We start from the raw sequence: 24531 nt of genomic DNA on the forward strand, positions 1-24531 counted from the left end.
CGCACCGATGAACACTGCTGTGGATGCTGTCGAACGTACTGAAATCCTGATCATCGGCGCGGGCCCGGCCGGTTCGGTGGCTGCGGCGATGCTGCGCCGGCAGGGCCGCCAGGTGCTGATGCTGGAACGCCAGCAGTTCCCACGCTTCTCCATCGGCGAAAGCCTGCTGCCGCAGAGCATGGAGTACATCGAGGCGGCCGGCCTGCTGCAGGATGTGGTCGAGGCGGGCTTCCAGTACAAGAACGGTGCCGCCTTCGTGCACGGCGAAGCGCGCACTGCATTCGACTTCAGGAAGAAGTTCTCGCCGGGTTGGGGCACCACCTACCAGGTGCAGCGCGCCGACTTCGACAACGTGCTGGCACGCGGTGCCGAGCGCATGGGCACCACGCTGCGCTTCGGCGACGAAGTGCTTGCGGTCGAGCCGGGCGAGCAACCGGCGGTGACGGTGCGCCGCCCGGACGGCAGTGAATACCGCATCGAGGCCGATTTCATCCTCGATGCCTCCGGCTTCGCGCGCCTGCTGCCGCGGCTGCTGCAGCTGGAGTCGCCTTCCAACTTCCCGGTGCGCGGCGCGATCTTCTGCCACGTGCGCGACAACATTCCGGCCGAAGCGGACTTCGACCGCAACAAGATCCTGATCACCACCCATCCCGAGCACATCGACGTCTGGTACTGGACGATCCCGTTCTCCAACGGCTGCTGCTCGCTGGGCGTGGTCGCCGAGCCGTCGTTCTTCGAGCGCTACGAGGGTGACGACCTGCAGAAGCTGCAGGCCATCGTCGGCGAGGACCCCAACCTGACCCGCCTGCTGGCCAACGCCGAATGGGCGGTGCTGCCGGTGCGCCGCATCACCGGCTACTCGGCCAACGTCAGTTCGCTGTGGGGGCCCGGCTACGCGTTGCTGGGCAACGCCGGCGAGTTCCTCGATCCGGTGTTCTCGTCCGGTGTGACCATTGCCTTCAAGTCCGCGCAGCTGGCCAGCGAATGCCTGGCGCGCCGCTATGCCGGTGAAACCGTCGACTGGGAAGCTGAATTCTCGATCCCGCTGCGCGCCGGCGTGAAGACCTTCCGCCGCTTCGTCGAAAGCTGGTACGACGGCGGTTTCCAGAAGATCATCTACCACCCGCAGCAGCAGCCCGAAGTGCGCGACATGATCAGCTCCATCCTGGCCGGCTACGCCTGGGACACCAACAACCCGTATGTGGCCGACGAAAGCGGCCGTCGCATGCGCGTGCTGGAGGAACTGTGCAGCGCCTGATCTTCCGTACTGCGGCCCTGCTGCTGTGCCTGCTGCTGGCCGCCTGTGCCGGGCGCATGCCCAAGCCACAGGTGGAACTGCCGCCGCTGCGCCTGTCGCCGGCCAGCCTGCCGGCGCCGCTGGCGCTGCAGCAGCAGCTGCACTTCCGTTTCGGCAGCCATGAGCGCGACCTCGATGCGCTGCTGGAAGCCGATGCACAGCGGGTGCAGCTGGCGGTGCAGGCGATGGGCCAGACCGGCGTGCGCCTGCAGTGGGACGGCCAGCAGCTGACCCAGCAGCGTGCGCCGTGGTTGCCGCCGCAGGTGCGTGCCGAGCGTGTGCTGGATGACCTGCAGTTCGCGCTGTGGCCGACCGCGGCCATCGCCGCAGCGCTGCCGGCCGGCTGGGAGGTCATCGACGACGGCCACCAGCGCAGCTTGTCGCGCGACGGCACGGTGTGGCTGCTGCTGCAGCGCCTGGACGATGGCAGCGTGCAGCTGGACAACCGCGCCGAAGGCTATGCGCTCCGCATCGAATCGATCGATATGGCCGGGCAGGACCCATGAGTGCACCGATCTACCTGAACGACCTGGGCGTGGTCTGCGCGCTCGGCGATGGCCGCACTGCGGTCGCGTCGGCGATGTTCGCCGATGTGCCGGGCGGGCTCAGCGACAACGACAGCCTGCTGCCGGGGCGCACCCTGGCGCTGGGAGAGGTCCGCACGCCGCTGCCGGCGCTGGAAGACCTGCCGGTGGCCCTGCGCGGGCGCAACAACGCCCTGCTGGACGTGGCGCTGGCGCAGATCGCACCGGCGGTGGCCGCGGCGATTGCCCGCCATGGTGCCGAGCGCGTGGCGGTGGTGCTGGGCACCAGCACCTCGGGCATCGGTGAATCCGAGCAGGCCCTGCGCAGCCACGCTGAACAGGGCCAGTGGCCGCAGGGCTTCGATTACGCCCAGCAGGAAATGGGCACCGCCGCGCAGTTCGTGCGCCAGCGCAGCGGCGCACAGGGACCGGCGTGGACCCTGTCCACCGCGTGTTCGTCCAGTGCCAAGGCACTGATGTCAGCCGCGCGCATGCTGCGCGCCGGCATCGTCGATGCGGTGATCGCCGGTGGCGCCGATTCGCTGTGCCGCTTCACCGTGGCTGGCTTCAGCGCGCTGGAATCGGTGTCGGCGGCACGCTGCAACCCGTTCTCGCAGCACCGCGCCGGCATCAACATCGGCGAGGGTGCCGCGCTGTTCCTGCTCACCCGCGAACCCGGCCCGGTATGCCTGGCGGGGTGGGGTGAGTCGGCCGATGCCCACCACATGTCCGCGCCCGACCCGCAGGGGCTGGGTGCCATCGATGCGCTGCAGCAGGCGCTGCTGCGCGCAGGCTGGGGCGCAGACGAAGTGGATTACGTGAACCTGCATGGCACCGCCACCGGCCACAACGATGCGATGGAAAGCCTGGCGGTCTCGCAGGTGCTGGGCAACAGCGTGCCAGCCAGTTCGACCAAGCCGCTGACCGGCCACACGCTGGGTGCCTCGGGTGCCATCGAGGCGGCGCTGTGCTGGATCGTGCTGGCCGAGAACCCGCAGCAGCTGCTGCCGCCGCACTGGTGGGACGGCGTGGCCGACCCGGCACTGCCGGTGCTGCCGCTGGTCGCACCGGGCACGCGCCTTGCGCAGCCACCGCGGCGGGTGCTGAGCAATTCGTTCGCCTTCGGCGGCAGCAATGCCGTGCTGGCACTGGAGCGTCGATGAACACGTTGTATGCAATCGAAGAGGTGGTGCCGCACCGCCAGGACATGTGCCTGCTGCAGCGCATCACGCATTGGGACCAGGACACCCTCGAGGCCGAACTGGTGGTGCCCGAGGCCGGCCTGTTCGTGGAGAACGGCGAAGTGCCGGCGTGGGTCGGCATCGAATACATGGCGCAGGCCATCGCGGCCTGGGCCGGCTGCCGCGCGCGAGCGGCCGGCAAGCCGCCGCAGCTGGGCTTCCTGCTCGGCACCCGCCGCTACAGCAGCGCGCGCAGCAGCTTCCCCAGCGGTTCGCGACTGCGCGTACAGGCGCGCTGCGAGCTGTTGGGTGACAATGGATTGGGGATGTTCGCCTGCCGCATCCTGGCAGGTGAGGACGAATGGGCGACAGCCAACGTGTCGGTGTACGAACCGGCCGACGCGATGGCCTATCTGGAGAGTGGACAGGCATGACAGGGAATCGAAGCGTGCTGGTGACCGGCGCCAGCCGGGGCATCGGCCGGGCCATTGCGCTGCGCATCGCGCGCGATGGCTTCGACGTGGTGGTGCATTGCCGCAGCCGCCTGGAAGAGGCACAGGCCGTGGAGGCTGAGATCCAGGCACTGGGCCAGCAGGCCCGCGTGCTGGTGTTCGACGTGGCCGACCGCGAGGCCGCGAGGGCCGCGCTGGAAGCCGATGTCGAGGCACATGGCGCGTATTACGGCGTGGTCTGCAATGCCGGCATCGCCCGTGACGGCGCCTTCCCGGCGCTGTCGGAGGACGATTGGGACCAGGTCATCCACACCAACCTGGATGGCTTCTACAACGTGCTGCATCCGCTGATCATGCCGATGGTACGGCGGCGCAAGCCGGGCCGCATCGTCACCCTGTCGTCGGTATCCGGGTTGGCCGGCAACCGCGGCCAGGTCAACTACAGTGCTGCCAAGGCCGGCATCATCGGTGCCACCAAGGCGCTGGCGCTGGAACTGGCCAGCCGCCAGATCACCGTCAACTGCGTGGCTCCGGGCCTGATCGAAACCGAAATGCTCAACGATGAAGTGGTGGAACACGCGCTCAAGCTGATTCCCGCCGGCCGCGTCGGCCGTCCCGACGAAGTGGCGGCGACGGTGGCGTTCCTGCTGTCCGAGCCGGCCGGCTACATCACCCGCCAGGTGATCTCGGTGAACGGAGGCATGCTCTGATGGCCGCCGATCGTCGCGTGGTGGTCACCGGCGCCGCCGCCATCAGTCCGCTCGGCCACGACTGGCCCACCATCGAAGCGCATCTTCGCAGCTGCCGCAATGCGGTGCGCGCGATGCCCGAATGGGATGTGTACGCCGGGCTGAACACCAAGCTGGCGGCGCCGGCGCAGGATTTCGCGCTGCCGCCCAACTACAACCGCAAGACCACCCGCTCGATGGGCAAGGTCGCGATCATGTCGGTGCGCGCCACTGAGGTGGCACTGCGTGAAGCCGGCCTGCACGAGCATCCGGTGCTGCGCAGCGGCCGTACCGGCGTGGCCTATGGTTCCTCGTCGGGCAGCCATGAGGCCACCGGTGAATTCGGACGCATGCTCAACGAGTTCACCACCGACGGCATCAGTGCCACCACCTACCTGAAGATGATGAGCCACACCGCGCCGGTCAACATCGGCGTGTTCTTCGGCCTGTCCGGGCGCGTGTACACCACGTCCAGCGCCTGCACCTCGGGCAGCCAGGGTGTGGGCGCGGCCTATGAAGCCATCCGCAGCGGCAAGCAGACGGTGATGGTGGCCGGCGGTGCCGAGCAGCTCGATGCCACCGCTGCGGCGGTGTTCGACACGCTGTTCGCCACCAGCGTGCGCAACGACGCGCCGCAGACCACCCCGCGCCCGTTCGATGCCGGCCGTGATGGCCTGGTACTGGGCGAGGGCGCCTGCACGCTGATCCTGGAGGACCTGGAACACGCGCAGGCGCGTGGCGCCACCATCCTGGCCGAGGTGGTCGGCTACGGCACCAACAGCGATGGCCAGCACGTGACCCAGCCCAGCGCCGACACCATGGCCCAGGCGATGCGCCTGGCGCTGGAAGATGCCGGCCTGGACGCGGCGCAGATCGACTACGTCAACGCCCATGGCACCGCCACCGACCACGGCGACATCGCCGAGACCCAGGCCACCGCACAGGTGTTCGGCAGCCGCGTGCCGATCAGCTCGCTGAAGAGCTACGTCGGCCACATGCTGGGTGCCTGTGGCGCGTTCGAGGCCTGGCTGAGCATCGAGATGATGCGCACCGGCTGGTTCGCGCCGACCCTGAACCTGGCCGAGGTCGATCCGCGCTGTGGCCAGCTCGACTTCATCACCGGACAGGGCCGCGAACTGCAGGCCGAGTACGTGATGAGCAACAACTTCGCCTTCGGCGGCATCAACACCTCGCTGGTGTTCCGCCGCTGGCGCGAGTGAACCACCGTCCCACCGCACTGTTTCCGCTACCCACCCGCACCCCTGACAAGGAGAAGTTTCGATGCGCCGCACTCTCATGATCGCCACTGCCACCGCGCTGCTGGCCCTGACCTCCACCGCCTCTGCCCGCGACACGCGTGTCGAACAGTCCCTGCAGGAACTGGTCAATTCGCAGGCCGCCAAGGACGCTGGCATCGACGGCAGCGTGCGCTTCTATCTGGCCGGCCAGCCGGTCAGCGTGCAGCAGCGCCTGGGCGAAGACGTGACCAACAAGAAGACCAACGCCGCCAACAAGAGCGATGCCGAGGCCTGCCGCTGGGTTGCGTTGTCGGCACTGCGCGCGCTGCAGGACGGTGCCAAGTCGCGCGGCGCCAACGCCGTGGTCGACATCGTCAGCTATTACAAGAAGAACGAGTTCAAGAGCAGCACCAACTACGAGTGCTACGCCGGTGCCATCCTCGCGGGTGTCGCGCTGAAGGGCACCTACGCCAAGGTCAAGTAAGCGCCCGTGTGGTGGCAGCCGTGGCTGAACGACGCCGCCACATTGCTGAACCTCGCCGGGGAAACGCCGTCGATCACGCCGCCAACGTCGGCTGACGGCTTTCCCCGGTGTCGGCTTTCCGACACAATCATGGCTCTTCCCGGGTTATCGTCCCGCGGACATGCACGCCTACGTCTATAAAAGCCAACTCAAGCCGGACACCTACGTCTACGTTCCCCGTCGCGATGATTTCAGCGCGCTGCCCGCGCCGCTGCTCACCTCGCTGGGGACGCTCGCCTTCGTCCTGGAGGTGGCCCTGGATGCCCAGCGCCGCCTGGCGCAGGCTGACCCGGAAAAGGTCCGCAGCGAAATGAGCGAGCGCGGGTTCTACCTGCAGGTGCCGCCGTCGGTGGCCAGCCTGATGCCGCGCCACTATGACTGACGCCTCCCGTCCGCGCCTTGTGTCAATTGCCTTCGCCGCGGGCGCGGTGCTGGCGCTGGGCGCCGCCGTGGGCGGCTTCCCGGGTGCCGTCCTGGCCGCACTGGCGCAGCCAGCGTTCGCGCTGGCGATCTCATGGTGGCGTCGCAGCCGCGCGCTGCTGCCGCTGAAGGTGGTCGCTCGCCAGGACCTGCCGGCGCTGCTGGCGTTGTGGACGGCCGCGCCGCTGCTGCTGGCGCTGTTGCTGGCCTGGCCGCTGGCGGCGCTGCGCGACAGCGGCAGCCTTGCGGCGGTGCTGGGCCTGAGCGTGCTGGTCAGTGCCGGCCTGCTCGCCGCCTGGCGCACCTGGCCGTTGTGGAACGATGTCGAACGCCTCGACGGCAGCCTGGCCCAGCACTGGCAGGCGCTGGCGGGGCGTGACCTGGGCGCCTGGCGCGGCCTCGGTGTGGCCGCGCTGGTGATCGCGCTGGCCGCGCTGGTGGTGCTGCCGGCCTGGCCGGGGCTGCTGCCGGAAAGCGCACACTGGCCCGCCGCGCTGGCGGTGGTGCTGCTGTCTCCCGTGCTGCACCTGCTGCTGCAGCGGGTGGCGCCGGCACCGCTGGTGTCGCTGCGCGCAGGCCCACTGGCCACGGCCAGCGACGAGCGCGAACCGATGTTCTCCGCTGCGGTCGAAACCACGCCGCTGGAGGCGATGGCGCCGCAGGAGCTGACCCCGGCGCTGTATGAAGCCGCCCGCCATGGCCGCATCGACCGGGGCCTGCAACTGCTGCAGGCCGGTGCCGATCCGTATGCGCTGCCGGACCCGAACTGGCGCGACCAGCGCAGCCTGGCGGTGCTGGCAGCGGTGCTGCCGGACCTGCGCCTGCTGCGCGAGCTGATCGCCCGCGGCGTCGATGTGAACGCACCGCACCGGGGCATGACCCCGCTGCTGGCCGCCACCCGCGACAGCTGGCATGGCCGCCCCGAGGCGGTGATGACCCTGCTCGCCAACGGTGCCGACTCGCGTGCCACCGACAGCGATGGCAACACGCCGCTGCACCATGCCGCGCGCAGTTCCGACCCGGGTGTGGCGGCGCTGCTGCGCGATGCCGCCGCCGAAGTCGATGCGTTGAACAACGAGGGCTGGTCGCCGCTGGCCGTGGCCTGCCAGGTCGGCAACTGGCGCCTGGCCCGTTTCCTGCTCGAACGCGGTGCACGCTGCGAACCGGCCGATGGCACCCCGGTGCTGCTGGCCGCCGCCGCCACCGAGGACGACGATCCGGCGGGCGTGCAGCTGCTGCTCAAGCACAAGGCGCGGGCCGACGCGCGTGATCGCCAGCGTCGCAGCGCGTTGCATGAAGCGGCGCTGGCCGGTCACGTCGAGATCATCGGCGTGCTGCTGGCTGCCGGCGCCAATCTGGAAGCGCGCGATGCGCTGGGCCGTACGCCGTGGCTGGAAGCGGCCCGTGCAGGTCGCGCCGCCGTGATCGAGCATCTGCTGCCGCACAAGCCGGACCTGGTCGCGGTGGACGGCGAAGGCCGTAATGCGGTGCAGCTGGCGGCGATGGCCGAGGATGTCTCGCCGCTGCTGATCAAGCGCCTGGTCGAACTCGGCATCGCCGCCGATGCCACCGATCCGGTCGGCCGCCGTGCGGTGGACTATGCCGCCGAAGCCGGCCGCTGGGCGATCGTGGCTCTGCTGGACCCGTCCTATCCATTGCCGGCTGCGGTCAGCGATGGACTGGCCGAGCGTGGCGAAGCCGCCGGCGCAAGTGGCCTGCTGCCGGACCGCCCGCCGCTGACCCTGCTGCGCGAAGCGCTGGGCTTCGGCAACACCGAAGGCATGGCCGCGCTGGCCAAGCTGTGCCAGCCGGAAGAGCTGGGTGGCCTGCTGCTCGATCCGGAGCTGGCGCTGGAGCCGCGTGCGGTCGACTGGCTGCTGGCCCACGGTGCCGATCCCTACGTGCGTGACGCCTGTTCCGACACGCCGATGTTCGCGCTGTTGTCGCGCGGCATCGACGCGGTGCCGGCGCTGCAGGTCATGCTGCAGCGTGGCCTGTCGCCGGCCGGACGCGGTGGCCTGGCACGCTTCCTCGCAGCGTGTGCGCAGCACGACCAGGCCGCCCGTGGCCTGGAACAGCTGGCACTGGAACTGCTGGAACGTGGCGCCGATCCGTTCGCCGCCTCGCCGGCCGGCGATCCGCCGCTGTCGCTCGCGGTGCGCCTGGGCTGGCTGCGCCTGCAGCAGGCCCTGCTCAAGGCCGGTGTTGATCGTGAAGCGCGCGACAGCCACGGCATGACCGCATTGCACCTGGCCACCGCGTTGGCCCGCGAAGGCGCACTGAAGCTGCTGGTGCAGCACGGTGCCTCGCCGGAAGCCCGCGCCGCCGACGGCCAGACGCCGTTGGGCGTGGCGCTGTCGATCGGTCGCCGTGATCTGGCCGACTGGCTGGACTGGCGGGTGTGGCCGTTGCCGCGCCGTACCCTGCGCGAGGCCGATCTGCCGGCCGCTGCGATGGCCGGTGATGTAGACGCCGTGCGCCGCCTGATCGATCTGGGATTTGCCGTCGACGCGGTCGACGCTCAGGGCTGCACCGCACTGCTGCGTGCAGCCGGTGGCGGCCACCTGGCGGTGACCGACCTGCTGCTGGCGCGCGGCGCCGATCCGCAGCACGCCGCGGCCAGTGGCGCGACGCCGCTGTCGGCGGCGGTCAGCATGCGCCAGGTGGACATCGTTTCGGCCCTGCTCGATGCCGGCGCCAAGCTGGAACATCGCCTGCCGGGCGGGGTGACCGTGCTGATGCTGGCCTCGGCGCTGGGTCTGCCGGACATCGTCGCGCGCCTGCTCACTGCCGGTGCCGACGTGCATGCCGGTGACGCGCAGCAGCTGGGCCCGCTGCACTGTGCCGCGCTGTACGGTTTCAGTGCCCGCGACCGCTCGCGCCTGCTGGCCCTGCTCGACACCCTGCTGTTGGCGGGCGCCGAGCCGGACCAGGCCGCCGCCGGTTCGGTCACGCCCCTGCTGCTGCTGCTGGGCGCTCGCGCCGAGCCGGGTACCGCCTGCGACGAGCAGGTGGTGATGGCGGCGGTAGAGCGCCTGCTGGATGAGGACGTGAGCCTGGACGTGCGTGATCCGCGCGGCTTCGGCCCGTTGCATTTGGCCGCGCTGCATGGCCTGCCGCTGCTGGTGCAGCGCCTGCTGCGCGCGGGGGCGGATCCGGAAGCACGCGACAGCCTCAACCGCAGCCCGCGCGAGATCGCCGTGATGCGCGGCTTCATCGACGTGGCCGGTGAGTTCGAACCGCGCGTGCCGGGCGTTTCGTCGATGGCGCGGTTCCTGCGCGACAACGGCTGATCGCTGGAAAAGGGTAGTGCCGGCCGCTGGCCGGCTACCTCATGACATCTCCGGGAACACGGGATTGCCGGCCAGCGGCCGGCACTACCGGGTCCGCCATTGATCGGGTGGGTGCCGACCGTTGGTCGGCACACCTACTCGCCGTCCCTTTCCGCGTCGGCCTCGAAAAGATGCATCAGGTCGTTGCGTGCATCGCGCGAGGTCTGGATCACCGCCGCCTCGTCGTCGTACACCAGGTACTGGTCACGCAGCAGCTGCTCATCATGCTCACGGAAGCGCTGCACGTGTCGTTCGGCCACGTCCGGCGCCACGCCCAATGCGGTCAGCACGCGGCCGCTCATCTCCAGGCTGGTGCCAAACACTTCGCGGAACGGCTCGGCCGACATGTCCATCAGGCGCCAGGCATGCTGGCGGTTGCGCGCACGCGCCAGCACCGTCGCGTCCGGGTACAGCCGGCGCACCATGCGCACCGCGCGCAGGTTGGTCTCCGGGTCGTCCACGGTGATCACGAACACATCGATGTGCTCGCCGCCCGCCGCACGCAGCATCTCCGGCCGGGTCGGGTCGCCGTAATACAGCTGGTTGCCGAAACGGCGCAGGTCGGCCACGGTGTCCGGGTTCGCCTCCAGCGCCACGAACGGCACCTTCTGCGCGGTCAGCAGGCGCGCGATCACTTGGCCGAAACGGCCCATGCCGGCGATCAGCACCTTGGGGCGGTTGTCCGGCGCCACCTTGTCGGCCTCGGCTGCCTCGCGCGGTGCGGCCTTCTCCTGGCCGAGCAGCTTGAGCAGCGCGATCATCAGCAGCGGCGTGATCGCCATCGACAGGCCCACGATCGCCACCAGCCGGTCGTGGTTGGCATTGCCGAGCAGGTGCGCGCGCTGCGCTTCGTTGAACACCACGAAAGCGAACTCGCCGCCCAGCCACAACACGCTGCCCAGCAGCAGCGACTGCCGCGGACTGAGCCGGGCGATGCGGCCGATCGCGTACAGCAGGCTGAACTTGACCACCAGCAGGATGCCGACGCCAGCCGCGATCATCCACGGCTCGGCCGCGATGCGGTCCAGGTCGATGCCCATGCCCACCGCGATGAAGAACAGGCCCAGCAGCAGGCCCTTGAACGGCTCGATCTGCGCTTCCAGCTCATGCCGGAACTCCGAATCGGACAGCAGCACGCCGGCCAGGAACGCGCCGAGGCTGGGGCTGAGGCCGGCTTCCTGCATGAACCAGGCGGTGCCCAGCACCACCAGCAGTGCGGTGGCGGTGAACACTTCCGGGCTGCGGGTGCGGGCGATGATGCTGAACACCTTGCGCAGCACCGGTCGCCCGCACAGGATCACCACTGCCAGCGCACCGAGGGCCACGGCGGCGTCTTCCCAGCGCAGAGTCTCGTTCTTCACCCCGCCCAGCAGCGGGATGGCCGCCAGCAGCGGAATCGCGATCAGGTCCTGGAACAGCAGGATGGCGAACCCGAGCCGGCCATGGTCGCTGTTGATCGCCTTGTGCTCGGACAGCAGCTGCAGGCCCACCGCCGTGGATGACAGCGCCAGCGCCACACCTACCACCAGCGCGCTCTTCCACTGGAAGTGGTCGAGCAGCAGCAGGCCGCCCAGCACCAGCCCGGACAGCGCCACCTGTGCCGCACCGGCGCCGAACACCGAGCGCCGCATCACCTTCAGGCGTGCCGGCGACAGCTCCAGGCCGATCACGAACAGCAGCATCACCACGCCGATCTCGGCGGCGCCGAGGATGCGGTCGGCGTCCTGCACGAAGCCCAGCCCGTCCGGGCCCAGCACCACACCGGCCGCCAGGTAGCCCAGCACCGCGCCGAAGCCGAACTTCTTGAACACCGGCACGGCGATGACCGCCGCCAGCAGCAGCACCAGCGCCAGTTCCAGACCACCGCTATGCATGGGAATACCTGGTCATCGGGGGAGCCGCTGTGCGTCCGTTCGGGTTGGGAAAAGCGTGGCGAACACCACCGCGCCATTATGCGCGCCGGCCTGTGCATGCACGAGAACAACCTGCGGGCAGGGTGCTGCCGCGGCGGAACCGGGTTGACCTGCATGGTCCACGGGTCCAGACTGCCCGCCGCTGGCGGCGCGTCCGCCGGCACACGCATCCCGGAGTCCCCAACCCATGTCCAGCGACAGTAGAAGTCGACCTCGTTCGACGCCAGCGATGGCCACCGCCTGACATCGGGACGGTTTGCCTGCGTTGGCGTTGCGCGAGGTCGCACCCCCACAAGGCAAACCCGATGAACCAGAAGCAATTGCTGCGCCCGGTGGCCGATGCCGCCGCACTGGCCGCGCCGCTGGCGAACTTCAACACTGCCGATGCGGTGGAATTCCTCAACACGCTGGAGCTGACCCGCGGCGCGGAAACGCTGGCTGCCCTTCCGTTGCCGCGTGCAGTGAAAATGCTGGAAGCGCCGGAACTGCACCGCAGTGGCGAGCTGGTGGCAGCGCTGCCACCGGCGCGCGCTGCCGCCCTGCTCGGCTTGATGGCCGACGACCGCGCCACCGACATCGTCCATGAGCTGGATGAGGAAGAACGCGCGCGGTTGATCCCGCTGCTGGGCACCGACGCCCGCCAGGCCATCCAGAAGCTGCTCAGCTACCCGCCGAACACCGCCGGTGCGCTGATGACCACCGAGTACGTGGCGGTACCCGCCAGCTGGACCGTGGCGCAGACCCTGCAGCACATCCGCCAGGTCGAGCGCACCCGTGAAACGGTGTACGCGATCTACGTGCTGGAGCCGTCCAGCCAGCAGCTGCAGCAGGTGGTGACCATGCGCCGGCTGATCACCGGCCTGCCGGAGGAGTCGATCCTGGACGTGGCCCAGGTCAATCCACCGGTGACGGTGGACGCACTGATGGACCAGGAAGAAGTGGCACGGCTGATCCGTCGCCACGACTTGCTGGCGATCCCGGTGGTCGATGCACAGCAGCAGATGCTCGGCATCGTCACCGTGGACGACGTGCTCGACGCGCTGATCGAGGAATCGACCGAGGACGCGCACAAGTTCGGCGGCATGGAGGCACTGGACAAGCCCTACATGCAGATCGGCTTCCTGGAGATGCTGCGCAAGCGCGCCGGCTGGCTGAGCGTGCTGTTCCTGGGCGAGATGCTGACCGCCAGCGCGATGCAGCACTATGAGGACGAACTGGCGCGCGCGGTGGTGCTGACCCTGTTCATTCCGCTGATCATGAGTTCGGGCGGCAACTCCGGTTCGCAGGCCACTTCGCTGCTGATCCGCAGCCTGGCGCTGCGCGAGCTGCGCCTGCGCGACTGGTGGAAGGTGGCCCTGCGCGAAGTGCCCACCGGCATGGTGCTGGGCGCGATCCTCGGCTGCCTGGCCATCGTGCGCATCGTGATCTGGCAGCTGGGTGGCCTGCATGACTACGGCGAGCACTGGATCCTGCTGGCGATCACCATCGGTGCCGCGCTGGTCGGCATCGTCACCTTCGGTTCGCTGTCCGGCTCGATGCTGCCCTTCATCCTCAAGCGGCTCGGTTTCGACCCGGCCAGCGCCTCGGCCCCGTTCGTGGCCACCCTGGTGGACGTGACCGGCCTGGTGATCTATTTCAGCATCGCCGCCATGATCCTGCACGGCACGCTGTTGTAACGGGAGCGTCATCCACACATGACGTGGATCTACTGGTCCCGGCGGTAGATCCACGTCATGCGTGGGTGCGGTGTCAGGACCTTGCGCACGATCATGCCGTTGCCGCGCCAGTCCGTGTACCGTAGGCGCATGAGTACCTACCACCTGCAGTCCGTGTTCCGTCCGCAGTCGGTCGCGGTGATCGGCGGCAGTCCGCGTGAGCGTTCGGCCGGCCGCGCGGTGATGCGCAACCTGCGCGGCACCGGCTTCCCCGGCAAGGTGGCGTGGATCAATCCGCGGCATGCCGAGATCGATGGCATCCGCACGGTCAAGCGGCTGAAGGACCTGGACTGGGTCCCCGACCTGGCGGTGATCACCGCACCAGCGGCCATCGTGCCGCAGGTGGTGCGCACTGCCGCCGAACGTGGCGTGCAGGCGGCGATCATCCTCACCGCGCACCTGGGTGAAGGCCCGGGCTCGCTGTCGGCGCAGGTGGAGGCGGTGGCGCGCAAGCATGGCCTGCGCATCCTCGGCCCACACTGCTTGGGTGTGATTGCACCGCACGCGCGACTCAATGCCAGTATCGCCGCACATTTCCCGCAGGCAGGCGACCTCGCCCTGATTTCCGAATCCTCGGCGATCGCCGCCGCGCTGGTGGAGTGGGGCGTAGCGCGCTCGGTCGGCTTCTCCGCCGTGGTCTCGCTGGGCGATACGATGGACGTCGACTTCGGCGACCTGCTCGACTACTTCGCCACCGACTACCGTACCCGCGCCATCCTGCTCTACGTCGAGCAGATCAAGGACGCGCGCAAGTTCATGTCGGCCGCGCGTGCCGCCGCCCGCGCCAAGCCGGTGGTGGTGGTGAAGTCGGGGCGCGCCGAGCGCGTGCAGCCGGGCAGCCGCGATACCCATGTGCAGGCCCTGGCCCGTGCCGATGATGTGTACGGTGCCGCCTTCAACCGCGCCGGCCTGCTGCGCGTCGGTGCGCTGGACGAGCTGTTCACCGCCGCCGAAACACTGGGGCGGCTGGGCACCTTCCCTGGCCGCCGCCTGGCCATTCTCAGCAATGGTGGCGGCGTCGGTCGCCTTGCCGTGGACCAGCTGATCGCGCTGCAAGGCACGCTGGCCACCCTGTCCGACAGCACGGTGCAGAAGCTCGATGCAGTATTGCCACAGGGCTGGTCGCGCAGCAATCCGGTCGACATCGTGGTCGACGCCGATGGTGACCGCTATGCCGCGGCCATCGAAGCGCTGCTGGCCGACAACGAGAACGACGCGGTGATGGTGGTCAACGTGCCGACCGCGTTCACCTCATCGGCGGACGCCGCGCAGGCACTCACCCGCACGCTCGGCCTGCGCCCGCGCCATCATCGCGACAAGCCGGTGTTCGCGGTGTGGCTGGGCAACGATGACCAGGCCACCGCCACGCTCAACGCGGCGCGGGTGCCGACCTATCCGACCGAGGCCGAAGCCGTACGTGGCTTCCAGCATCTGGTGCGCTACCGCGAAGCGCAGAACGCGTTGATGGAAACGCCGCCCAGCCTGCCGCAGGACTTCAGCGTCGACACGGCCGCCGCGCGCGCACTGGTCGATGCCGCGCTGACCAACGGCCAGCAGTGGCTGGACCCGCTGGCTACGCATGAACTGCTCAAGGCCTACGGCATTCCCTCCGCGCCGGTGATGCATGCGCGTGACGCGCACGAGGCGATGGATCTGGCGCAGCCGCTGCTGGAACGCGGTGCCACGGTCGCGCTGAAGATTCTCTCGCCGGATATTCCGCACAAGTCGGAAGTGGACGGCGTGCGCCTGAACCTGTCCACCCTGCCGGCGGTGCAGAGCGCGGCCAACGCGATCCTGTCGCGTGCACGCCAGCTGCGGCCGGATGCGCGCATCGATGGTCTGCTTGTGCAGCCGACCATCGTTCGCCCGAAGGCGCGCGAGTTGATCGTCGGTATTGCCGATGACGCGACGTTCGGCCCGGTGATCGTGGTCGGCCGTGGCGGTACCGCGGTTGAAGTCATCAATGACAAGGCGTTGGCGCTGCCGCCGCTGGACCTGCGCCTGGCCCACGAGCTGATCGGCCAGACGCGCGCCTCGCGCATCCTCAAGGCCTATGGCGATGTGCCTGCCGCCGACGAGCGCGCACTGGCATTGGCGCTGGTCAAGCTGGCACAGCTGGCCGCCGACATCCCCGAAGTGCGTACGCTGGACATCAATCCGTTGCTGGTCGACGGCAAGGGCATCCTCGCCCTCGACGCACGCGTGGCGGTGGCGCCGTCGCGCATCCTGCACAAGGGCCGTGGCCATCCGCGCTTCTCGGTGTTCCCGTACCCGAAGGAGTGGGAGCGCACCATCGAACTGTCCGATGGCGGCCGTGCCTTCGTGCGTCCGGTGCGGCCGGAGGACGACGCGCTGTTCCGTGCGTTCTTCGCCCGCGTCAGCGACGAGGACCTGCGCCTGCGCTTTTTCCAGTCGGTGAAGCACTTCAGCCACGAGTTCATCGCGCGCCTGACCCAGCTCGACTACGCACGCTCGATCGCACTGGTGGCGATCGAACCGCGCAGTGGCGAAATGCTTGGCGCGGTGCGCCTGCACGCCGATGCGGATTACCACCGCGGTGAGTACGGCATCCTGATCCGCTCGGACCTGAAGGGCCATGGCATCGGCTGGCGGCTGATGGCGATCATGATCGAGTACGCCAAGTGGCTGGGCCTGGACGTGGTCGAAGGCCAGGTGCTGCGCGAGAACAGTACCATGCTGGCGATGTGCCAGAGCCTGGGCTTCAAGACGAAGCTGGACCCGGATGACCCGACGGTGATGATGGTGACCTTGCCGGTGCAGCAGGTCGAAGTGCCCGGAACCCCGTTGTAGAGCCGAGCCTGCGCTCGGCTGCCTTACATCTCACGGGCACGCCTGAGCCGAGCATGGGCTCGGCTCTACAGGATCACCGCTGCGGTTCCACCGCCACCGCCGTGCCATAGCACAGCCGCACGGTCAGCCCGGTCATCACATAGATGGCGTCGTAGCGCATGCCGATGATCGGGTTGGCAGCCAGCTGCCGTGCTTGCTTGTCTCTGCTGCGCCAGGTTTCCTCGCGGCCTGTTCGCACAGCGCGGTGTAGATGGTGATGGTGTCGCCAAAGCGCGGCTCCGCCGCTGTCTTCTGTAGCGTCGAGCCATGCGCCACTGGCTATGCAGCCGTCGAACGTGGCTCGACGCTACAATCCGCCCCCTGTTGCGGCATGGTTCCGTCACCGTGCTGGCGCGACAATACCCCCATGACCGACCGTATCCCCCTGCTGCTGCTGCCTGGCCTGCTCAACGACGCTGAGCTGTGGCGCTCACAGTTGGCTGATCTTGCCGACATCGCCGATTGCACGGTAGGCGACCAGACCCGTGGCGAAACCCTGCAGGCGGTGGCCGAGGACGTGCTCGCACAGGCACCGGAGCGCTTTGCGCTGGCCGGTTTCTCATTGGGCGGCTTCGTCGCCCAGCAGATCCTGCGCATTGCGCCGGAGCGCGTGCTGCAGCTGGCGCTGATCGATACCTCGATCCACGCCGATTCACCGGAACGTGCCGAGCAGCGCCGCAGCCAACGGGCCAGCGTGCGCCTGCCCGGCAGGTTCCATGGCTTTGGTGATGCGCTGATGCGCAGCTACATCGATGCCTCGCGGCTGGACGATTACGTGCTGGTGCAACGCGTGCGCGACATGACCGCTCGCCTGGGCGCGGAAGTATTCTTGCGCCAGAGCGCACTGGAACGCCGTGATGGCCATGATGTGCTGGCTGGTTATCGCGATCCGCTGCTGATCGTGTGCGGCGCCAACGATCGCATCACGCCGCTGGCGGTGAGCGAGGAAATGCACGCGCTGGTGCCGCACTCGCAGTTGGTGGTGGTGCCCGATTGCGGGCACCTTGCCCCGATGGAAAAGCCGGACGAGGTCAGTGCGGCGATGCGAGGCTGGTTGTTGCAGGCCTGATGGATCCGCCGGGCATGGCCCGGCGCTACCCACGCGTATCCGGTAGCGCCGGGCCATGCCCGGCGGCCGCTCTTCAATCCCAGGCCGGCGCAATGCCTTCCGGATTGGCCAGGCGGTGCCCACGATCCAGCTTGGCGATCTGCGCCATGTCTTCGTCGGTCAGGCGGATCGCTGCCGCTTCCAGGTTGCTGGCCAGGTTCTCGCGCTTGGTCGAGGACGGAATGACCGAGAAGCCCTGCTGCAGCGCCCAGGCCAGCGCGATCTGCGCCGGAGTGGCCTGGTGGCGGCCGGCAATGGCCTGGATCACCGGATCCTTGGTCACCTCGCCATAGGCCAGGCTCATGTAGGCGGTGACGTGGATGCCGTTATCCTGCAGGAACTTCACCAGCAGGCGGTTCTGCAGGTAGGGATGGATCTCGATCTGGTTGGTGGCGATGGCATCGGCGCCAAGGATCTCGATGGCCTTGCGGGTCTGGGCGATGGTGAAGTTGGAGATGCCGATCGCCTTCGTCAGGCCCTGTGCCTTGGCCTCGGCCAGCGCCGGCAGGTACTCCTCCATCGGTACGTCGACCTTGTCGTTCGGCGACGGCCAGTGGATCAGCGTCAGGTCCACATGATCGGTACGCAGCTTTTCCAGACTGGTATGCAGGCTGGCCAGCAGCGCTTCCCGCTTGAACGCGGTGATCCAGACCTTGGTGGTCAGGTAGATCTCTTCGCGCGGCACGCCGGAATCGGCGATGGCCTGGCCGACCTCGGCTTCATTGCCGTAGATCTGCGCGGTATCGATGGCGCGGTAGCCGGCATCCAGCGCGTTGCGCACCGAGTCGATCACGGTCTGGTCTTTCAGGCGGAAGGTACCGAGACCGAAGGCGGGGACAGTCATGGGGGCTCCAGCAGAGGGGGAGGGAGGCGGGAATATCCACGAAAGGGTAGGCCAGCGGCCGTGTGCATGCCGGCAACGGTGCATTGCATCGACGTGTACGACGGCAGGTGGTGGTGGGTGCGGACCGTTGGTCCGCACTGTTCATGCCGCCACCCATGCAGCGTTGGGAGCTGCCGGCCAGCGGCCGGCACTCCCCCTGTCTGCGCTCCACGGTAGTGCCGGCCGCCGGCCGGCAACCGGATCAATCAGGCCGCGCGCATCAGCGCGTCCTTCGCTGCAGCGGTGGTCGACAGGTCGAACACATCCACCGCGTCGATCAACCGGTTCGCCTGCTGTTCCAGGCTGCGTGCGGCGGCGCTGGCTTCCTCCACCAACGCGGCATTCTGCTGGGTGGTGCCGTCCATCTGGATCACGGTCTGGCTGACCTGTTCGATGCCCGCGCTCTGCTCCTGCGAGGCGGCGGAAATCTCGGCCATGATGTCAGTGACGCGCTGCACCGACGCCACGATCTCGGCCATGGTGTCACCGGCCTCGCGCACGCGCCGTGCACCGTGGCCGACCTGTTCCACCGACGCTTCGATCAACGCCTTGATCTCCTTCGCGGCTGCCGCCGAACGCTGTGCCAGGGTGCGCACTTCGCTGGCAACCACCGCGAAGCCGCGGCCCTGCTCGCCGGCGCGTGCCGCTTCCACCGCGGCGTTCAGCGCCAGGATGTTGGTCTGGAAGGCGATGCCGTCGATCACGCTGATGATCTCGGCGATCTGCCGCGACGAGGTTTCGATGGCACCCATCGTTGCCACCACCTGGCCGACCACGCTGCCGCCGTGAGAGGCAACGGTGTGCGCGCCGATCGCCAGCTGGTTGGCCTGGCGCGCATGCTCGGCGTTCTGGCGCACGGTGGAGGTCAGTTCCTCCATCGATGCCGCCGTCTCTTCCAGGTTGGCGGCCTGCTGTTCGGTACGGCGCGACAGATCGTTGTTGCCGGCGGCGATCTCCGCCGCCGCCGTGTGGATGTTGCCGGAGGCGTGCTTGATGTCGGTGACGATGGTTGCCAGCTGCGTAGCGGTGGTGTTGGCGTCGCCGGCGATACGCGCGAACACGCCCTGGAAATCACCGTGCATGCGCGCGCCGAGGCGGCCATCGGCAATCGCGCGCAGCATGCTGGAGACCTCGCCGAGGTTCAGTTCAGTGGTCTGCATCAATCGGTTCAAGCCGTCGACCATTGCGCGGAAATCATGCTCGAAGCGTGCGCTGTCGCCGCGCTGGCTGAAGTCACCGGCGGCGGCGGCTTCGGCCAGGCGGCGGATCTCGCCGTTGATCATGCCGAGATTGGCCTTGGCCGTATCCAATGCGTTGGTGATCACGGCCTTTTCGCCGGGCAGGCGTTCCATGTCCTGGCTGAGGTCACCGACGGCATAGCGGCCCATGATCGAGATCGCGCGCATCTTCACCTGGATGTGCGCGTCAACCAGCGTGTTGCAGTCGGCCACCATGGTGCCGAACGCGCCCGGGAACGCACTGGCCTCCATGCGATGGCTGATGCTGCCGGCGTCATGCGCCTGCGCCATCGTCGCCTGTGCGTCCAGTACGCCGCGCAGCGTGGACTGCACCGCCTGCATCGCCTGCGCGAGGCGACCGATCTCGTCGCGGCTGCGCACCTGCACCACGTGCTGCAGATCACCGGCGGCCACGGCACGCGCAGCGGCTTCCACCGCCAGCACCGGCTGCACCACCGCGCGCCGCAGCCACCAGGCCAGGCCCATCAGCAGCAACACGGCGGCCAGCACGGTCAGCGCCGCGCACAGCAGCAGGGTCTGCCGGGCCTGCTGCGAACGTGCCGCCAGCGCCGCTTCGGCCACCTGCGTGGCATGCGTACTCAATGCATCCAGAGCGGTCGCCACCGCGCGATCCTTGCCGCGCACCAGGTTGTCGCCGGCGGCCGGATCGTAGCCGGCCGCGGCAAATGCCTGCAGCGCCGCGTGATAGTCCTGCTGCAGCTGCGCGTGCAGGCCAACGAACGCCTGCGCCAGTTCACGCGTGCGCGCGTCCGGGCTGGTCACCAGGCCCTTGGCCAGCCGTTCGACCAGGCGGCCTTCGTTGTCGAAAGCGTCCAGGTGGCGCTGACGCAACGCGTCGTCGTGGCCGCGGAGCAGCACGTTCTTCCATTCCTGCACCTGGCCGCGGAACTCACGCTGCAGGCGTTCGGCGTCGCGGCTGTGCGTGACTTCGGGCGGAACCTCGGTGGACAACTTGAACCAGGCGGAGGCCAGGCCAGCCAGCGCGCACAGCAGGACCACGGCCAAGCCAACAGACACCGCGCCGAGCAGCTTGGACTGCAGGCGCGGAGCACGGACAGACGCATTCATGGGGAAGCACTCTCGGGAAGGGGCATTGCGGTATCGACCCGCCAAGCTCCCGCTGAAGTGCGACATAAATCACATTAGCGTTTCGTTTAGTGATGTGAAGGAACTGTTTCATAGGACAAATGTGTCCGTATGGAACAAATGTGGACCCTGGACAGGGGATATAAATGTAACTATCGTAGTTACATGAAGACCGCGAACCCGCTCTCCGACGCCCTTCACGTGATGGCGCATCTGGTTGGCCAGGACGGCCCGCGCACCTCCGAGCAGCTGGCGTCCTGCCTGCCGACCCATCCGGTGGTGATCCGCCGTCTGCTGGCGCAGCTGCACAGGGCGGGCCTGGTTCGCAGCGCCCGTGGCCATGGCGGTGGCAGCCACCTGGCCCGTGATGCTGCAACGATCACCCTGCATGACATCTATCTGGCTGTGGGCGCACCACCGCTGGTGCAGGTCGGCGCCCGCGACTCCGGCGGTGGCTGCCCGATCCAGCGGCTGGTCAACAGCGCCTTGCTCGATGGGGCGCGCGAAGCGCAGCGCCTGCTCGAAGCGCGGCTGCAGGCGACCACGCTGGACCAGCTTGGCGCCGACTTCGCCCGCCATCTCGCCCATCACCGTTCCCTGGAAGGTCATCATGAATCCTGATGTGCTCATCGTCGGCGGCAGCTATGCCGGCATTGGCGCCGGCCTGATCCTCGCCCGCGCCCGTCGCCCGGTCACCGTCATCGATGCCGGTTCACCGCGCAACCGTTTCGCCGGCCATTCGCACGGCGTGCTGGGGCTGGATGGCATCAGCGGCGCCGAGCTGCTGAAGACCGCGCGACAGCAGCTGCTGGACTACCCCACAGTGCGTTGGGTGCATGCCGAAGCCGTGCAGGCCACCGCCCGCGCCGAAGGCGTGGAAGTGCGTACCGCCGATGGCCAGGTGCTGGCCGCGCGCAAGCTGCTGCTGGCCAGCGGCATCGCCGACCAGTTGCCGGCGTTGCCGGGCCTCGCCGAGCGCTGGGGCAGCACCGTGCTGCACTGCCCGTACTGTCATGGCTATGAAGTGGGTGGTGGTGCCATTGGCCTGCTTGGCGGTCATCCGATGTCCGCCAGCAAGGCGCCGCTGTTCGCCGACTGGGGCAATGTCACGTTCTTCAGCATGGGACTGGACATCACGGATGAGGAACGCGCCGCCATGCAGCAGCGCGGCGTGCAGATCGAGACATCACCCGTGCTGGGCGTGCAGGGCGACCAGCCGACCTGGCTGGAAGTGGAGCTGGCCGACGGCCGCCGAATCGCCCAGCGTGCCTTGTTCGTGCCGGCCGCCCAGGTGATGGCCACGCCATTGGTGCAGCAGCTGGGCTGCACGTTGGTCGAGAGCCCGCTGGGCGTGCTGATCGAGGTCGATGCGATGAAGCAGACCTCGGTGCCGAACGTGTATGCCGCAGGCGATGCGACGACGGTCGGCAACATCACCCTGGCCATGGCCGAAGGCGTGCGCGCGGGCATCGGCGTGCACCACGCGCTGGTGGCCGAAGACAGCATCGCGCGCTGAACGTTGCACAGGTAGAGGCCGACCTTGGTCGGCGCTGTTCCATCCACGCATGGCGTGGATCTACTGCAATCGGGTGCGGTGGGTGCCGGCCTTGGCCGGCACCGCTCCGTTACCCCTTCACGCACAACACCTGGCGCAGGGTGTGCACCACGTCGACCAGGTCCAGCTGCGCGGCCATCACATCGTCGATCGACTTGTACGCGGCCGGTGACTCGTCCAGCACGCCGCTGTCCTTGCGGCATTCCACGTGCGCGGTGGCCTCGCGATGCTGGGCCAGCGTGATCTGCTGGCGCGCGGCGCCACGGCTCATCACCCGGCCGGCACCGTGGCTGCAGCTGTGGAAGCTGTCCGCGTTGCCCTTGCCACGCACGATGTAGCTGCGCGTGCCCATGCTGCCGGGAATGATGCCCAGCTCACCCTCGCGAGCGCTGACGGCCCCCTTCCGGGTCACCAGCAGCTCCTGCCCGTGGTGCGTTTCCTTCTGTACATAGTTGTGGTGGCAGTTCACCGCCATTGCCGCCAGCTGGAACTTCGGCAGCCGGTGGCGCATCTCGGCCAGCACGCGCGACATCATCGCCTCGCGGTTCTGCCGGGCGTAGTCCTGCGCCCACGACACGGCTTCGACGTAGTCATCGAACAGCGGCTCGCCTTCCATGAAGAACGCCAGGTCCTTGTCCGGCAGGTGGAAGCCCAGCACGCGCCGGGCCAGTTCCTCGCGCGCCTTCTCGATGAAGTAGGTACCGATCAGGTTGCCGGTGCCGCGCGAGCCGCTGTGCAGCATCACCCACACCGTATCCGTCTCGTCCAGGCACAGTTCGATGAAGTGGTTGCCGCCGCCCAGCGTACCCAGCTGGCGGTCCAGCTTATCGGTGCGGATCCTGCGGTGCTTGTCCTTGATCTTCTCCAGGCCGTCGGCCAGCCCGGACTGCACCAGCCGCGTGTGGATGCTGTCGGGCATGCGGTGATGCTCGCCGCCGCGCCCGTTGCCGACCGGAATGCTGCGCTCGATGCTGTTGCGCAGCTGCCGCAGGTCGTCGGGCAGGTCGTTGGCGCGCAGCGTGGTGCGCACCGCCGCCATGCCGCAGCCGATGTCAACGCCGACCGCGGCTGGGATGATCGCACCGCGGGTCGGGATCACCGAGCCGACGGTCGCGCCCTTGCCCAGGTGCACGTCCGGCATCACGGCCACCCACGGCCCGACGAACGGGATCGCGGCGATGTTGCGCAGCTGCTCATGCGCCTGCGCTTCCAGCGGCACACCGTTGACCCAGCCCTTGATCGGCGTGGTGCCCTCGACGTGCAGCCATTGATAGTTGTGTTGAGTGTCCATGTCTTCGTGTATGTCCTTGATGGGCCGGCGGCGCGTCCCTGCGCCGCCGCTACCCCCTACCTGATCGTCACCAGCTGCTTCAGCACGCCATCCAGGCCGCCGAACACGGTGAGCGTGTCGATCTTCTCGGTCTCCAGTGCCTCCAGCTCCTTCAAGCGCATCAGCACCGGGTTGTCCTCGATCAGCTTTGCGGTGTTGAGCTGTGATCGCGTGGCGTTGGCCTCCTCGCGGCGACGGATCACGCTGGCCTGGGCCTGCTTCTCGGCCAGCACCACGCCGTTGAGGATCTCCTTCATCTCGCCCGGCAGGATCACGTCCTTGATGCCGACGCTGAGCAACCGCACGCCGTGGCCCTCGATTGCCGCCTGCACATGTGAGGCGATCTCGCCGTCCAGCGCCGCCTTGTCACCCAGCAGCTCATCCAGGCTGCGCACGGCAATCGCCTGGCGCAGGCCGAACTGCAGCTGCCGATAGATGAACTCATCGGCATTGCTGAGCGTGCGGTGTGCACGCACCGGGTCGACCACCTGCACGGTCGCGGCCAGGTTCACCCGCAGGGTCACCTTGTCGCGGCTGAGCAGCTCCTGGCCGGACACGTCCAGCGAACGCGCACGCAGCTCCACGCGCTCCACCGACACGTTGCCGTTGAAGTTCCAGAACGCGTGCAGGCCGGCGTCCAGCGTCTGCCGCAGCGTGCCATCGATGAACAGCAGGCCGACCGACTCGCTCGGCACGGTGCTGATCACCGCCACACGCGGCAGCACGCCCAACTGGCCCAGGCGATGCTGCACGTCCGCCGGAATGCGCGGATCGTCACCCAGCGCCATGACGCGTACCTGGGTGTCGACCGAACCGCGCCAGTACAGACGGCGGCTGCCCGGCGGCAGCACTTCATCGATGCGGCCGTTGCGCAGCAACAGGCCGACCTCGCCGGCGCCGACGTTGGCCAGCACGAAGTGCGTGTCCAGCGTCGCGCCCAGCGCTTCGATCAGGCTGTCCTGGTCGCTGCCGGTGTAGGCCGCGCCCTTCGATGCGTTGTGGAGGTCCACCTGCGGGCGGCCGCCGAACAGCGACAGGCGGTGCACACCCGGCAGCAGGATCTGCTGGAAACGACGGTTGCGATACACCAGGCCGCGCTCGCCGTCGCCGATCACGACCTTGATGGTCCAGAACATG

19 protein-coding genes and 1 pseudogene are annotated in these 24531 nt (G+C 68.4%); 14 read left to right on the forward strand and 6 right to left on the reverse strand.

All coding sequences use genetic code 11. The features are described from left to right. The first annotated feature begins 7 nt into the window (after positions 1-7). From AC5P65_RS00400 to AC5P65_RS00440, 9 genes are all read left to right on the forward strand, one after another. Complete coding sequence (locus tag AC5P65_RS00400) at positions 8-1258, forward strand: tryptophan 7-halogenase (RefSeq protein WP_197575341.1); 1251 nt, start codon at positions 8-10, stop codon at positions 1256-1258. Next, a complete protein-coding gene (locus AC5P65_RS00405; RefSeq protein WP_021203493.1) occupies positions 1246-1803 on the forward strand; it encodes a DUF3261 domain-containing protein in 558 nt (185 codons plus the stop codon). The genes AC5P65_RS00400 and AC5P65_RS00405 overlap by 13 nt, the downstream gene beginning before the upstream one ends. Continuing rightward, positions 1800-2984: a beta-ketoacyl-ACP synthase gene (locus AC5P65_RS00410; RefSeq protein WP_021203492.1), complete on the forward strand. Its 1185-nt coding sequence runs from the start codon at positions 1800-1802 to the stop codon at positions 2982-2984. The genes AC5P65_RS00405 and AC5P65_RS00410 overlap by 4 nt, the downstream gene beginning before the upstream one ends. Next, positions 2981-3436: a hotdog family protein gene (locus AC5P65_RS00415; protein ID WP_495230918.1), complete on the forward strand. Its 456-nt coding sequence runs from the start codon at positions 2981-2983 to the stop codon at positions 3434-3436. The genes AC5P65_RS00410 and AC5P65_RS00415 overlap by 4 nt, the downstream gene beginning before the upstream one ends. Next, entirely contained in the window at positions 3433-4164 is a 732-nt protein-coding gene (locus AC5P65_RS00420; protein WP_021203490.1) for a 3-ketoacyl-ACP reductase FabG2, read from the forward strand. The genes AC5P65_RS00415 and AC5P65_RS00420 overlap by 4 nt, the downstream gene beginning before the upstream one ends. Then, entirely contained in the window at positions 4164-5402 is a 1239-nt protein-coding gene (locus AC5P65_RS00425; RefSeq protein ID WP_111098816.1) for a beta-ketoacyl-ACP synthase, read from the forward strand. The genes AC5P65_RS00420 and AC5P65_RS00425 overlap by 1 nt, the downstream gene beginning before the upstream one ends. Positions 5403-5463: 61 nt before the next feature. Then, the gene (locus AC5P65_RS00430; RefSeq protein ID WP_005420284.1) at positions 5464-5904 is read left to right on the forward strand and encodes a hypothetical protein; all 441 of its coding nucleotides are present in this window, start codon (positions 5464-5466) and stop codon (positions 5902-5904) included. Between the two features lie 160 nt (positions 5905-6064). Next, complete coding sequence (locus AC5P65_RS00435; protein ID WP_014648833.1) at positions 6065-6325, forward strand: YcgL domain-containing protein; 261 nt, start codon at positions 6065-6067, stop codon at positions 6323-6325. Beyond that, on the forward strand, positions 6318-9656 hold the full coding sequence (locus tag AC5P65_RS00440; protein ID WP_019661701.1) for an ankyrin repeat domain-containing protein: 3339 nt from the start codon (positions 6318-6320) through the stop codon (positions 9654-9656). Before AC5P65_RS00435 ends, AC5P65_RS00440 begins: the two co-directional genes overlap by 8 nt. 134 nt (positions 9657-9790) lie before the next feature. Here the strand turns inward: AC5P65_RS00440 and AC5P65_RS00445 are convergent, their stop codons facing one another. Next, positions 9791-11569 carry a monovalent cation:proton antiporter-2 (CPA2) family protein gene (locus AC5P65_RS00445; protein WP_021203487.1) on the reverse strand — a complete coding sequence of 593 codons (1779 nt, stop codon included), beginning with the start codon at positions 11567-11569 and terminating at the stop codon, positions 9791-9793. 344 nt (positions 11570-11913) lie between these two features. Here AC5P65_RS00445 and mgtE point away from each other — a divergent pair, with 344 nt between their 5' ends. Beyond that, positions 11914-13284: a magnesium transporter gene (gene mgtE / locus AC5P65_RS00450; protein WP_021203486.1), complete on the forward strand. Its 1371-nt coding sequence runs from the start codon at positions 11914-11916 to the stop codon at positions 13282-13284. A 129-nt stretch (positions 13285-13413) separates the two neighbouring features. After that, complete coding sequence (locus AC5P65_RS00455) at positions 13414-16134, forward strand: bifunctional acetate--CoA ligase family protein/GNAT family N-acetyltransferase (RefSeq protein WP_021203484.1); 2721 nt, start codon at positions 13414-13416, stop codon at positions 16132-16134. A gap of 73 nt (positions 16135-16207) precedes the next feature. Here AC5P65_RS00455 and AC5P65_RS00460 read toward each other — a convergent pair. Continuing rightward, positions 16208-16404: pseudogene (locus AC5P65_RS00460) on the reverse strand (heavy metal-binding domain-containing protein); the annotation flags it as partial. Between the two features lie 136 nt (positions 16405-16540). Here AC5P65_RS00460 and AC5P65_RS00465 point away from each other — a divergent pair. Further along, the gene (locus AC5P65_RS00465) at positions 16541-17242 is read left to right on the forward strand and encodes an alpha/beta fold hydrolase (protein ID WP_111098815.1); all 702 of its coding nucleotides are present in this window, start codon (positions 16541-16543) and stop codon (positions 17240-17242) included. A 73-nt stretch (positions 17243-17315) separates the two neighbouring features. On the opposite strand, the gene dkgB is transcribed toward AC5P65_RS00465, so the two are convergent. Together dkgB and AC5P65_RS00475 are read right to left on the reverse strand one after the other, a co-directional pair. Next, entirely contained in the window at positions 17316-18125 is an 810-nt protein-coding gene (gene dkgB, locus AC5P65_RS00470) for a 2,5-didehydrogluconate reductase DkgB (RefSeq protein ID WP_111098814.1), read from the reverse strand. A gap of 245 nt (positions 18126-18370) precedes the next feature. Continuing rightward, complete coding sequence (locus AC5P65_RS00475) at positions 18371-20491, reverse strand: methyl-accepting chemotaxis protein (protein ID WP_111098813.1); 2121 nt, start codon at positions 20489-20491, stop codon at positions 18371-18373. Between the two features lie 183 nt (positions 20492-20674). Between AC5P65_RS00475 and AC5P65_RS00480 the strand changes: the two genes are divergently transcribed. Both AC5P65_RS00480 and AC5P65_RS00485 read left to right on the forward strand, forming a co-directional pair. Continuing rightward, positions 20675-21130 carry an Rrf2 family transcriptional regulator gene (locus AC5P65_RS00480; RefSeq protein WP_021203480.1) on the forward strand — a complete coding sequence of 152 codons (456 nt, stop codon included), beginning with the start codon at positions 20675-20677 and terminating at the stop codon, positions 21128-21130. Further along, complete coding sequence (locus AC5P65_RS00485; protein WP_111098812.1) at positions 21120-22025, forward strand: NAD(P)/FAD-dependent oxidoreductase; 906 nt, start codon at positions 21120-21122, stop codon at positions 22023-22025. The genes AC5P65_RS00480 and AC5P65_RS00485 overlap by 11 nt, the downstream gene beginning before the upstream one ends. A 109-nt stretch (positions 22026-22134) precedes the next feature. Here AC5P65_RS00485 and AC5P65_RS00490 read toward each other — a convergent pair whose 3' ends face one another. Next, positions 22135-23355, reverse strand: a complete 1221-nt coding sequence (locus tag AC5P65_RS00490) for an RtcB family protein (protein ID WP_019661691.1) — start codon at positions 23353-23355, stop codon at positions 22135-22137. A gap of 56 nt (positions 23356-23411) precedes the next feature. Then, positions 23412-24530 carry a slipin family protein gene (locus AC5P65_RS00495; protein ID WP_111098811.1) on the reverse strand — a complete coding sequence of 373 codons (1119 nt, stop codon included), beginning with the start codon at positions 24528-24530 and terminating at the stop codon, positions 23412-23414. Position 24531: the final 1 nt, after the last annotated feature.

It is taken from the genome of Stenotrophomonas sp. YJH_SMC_48-3, assembly GCF_059369375.1.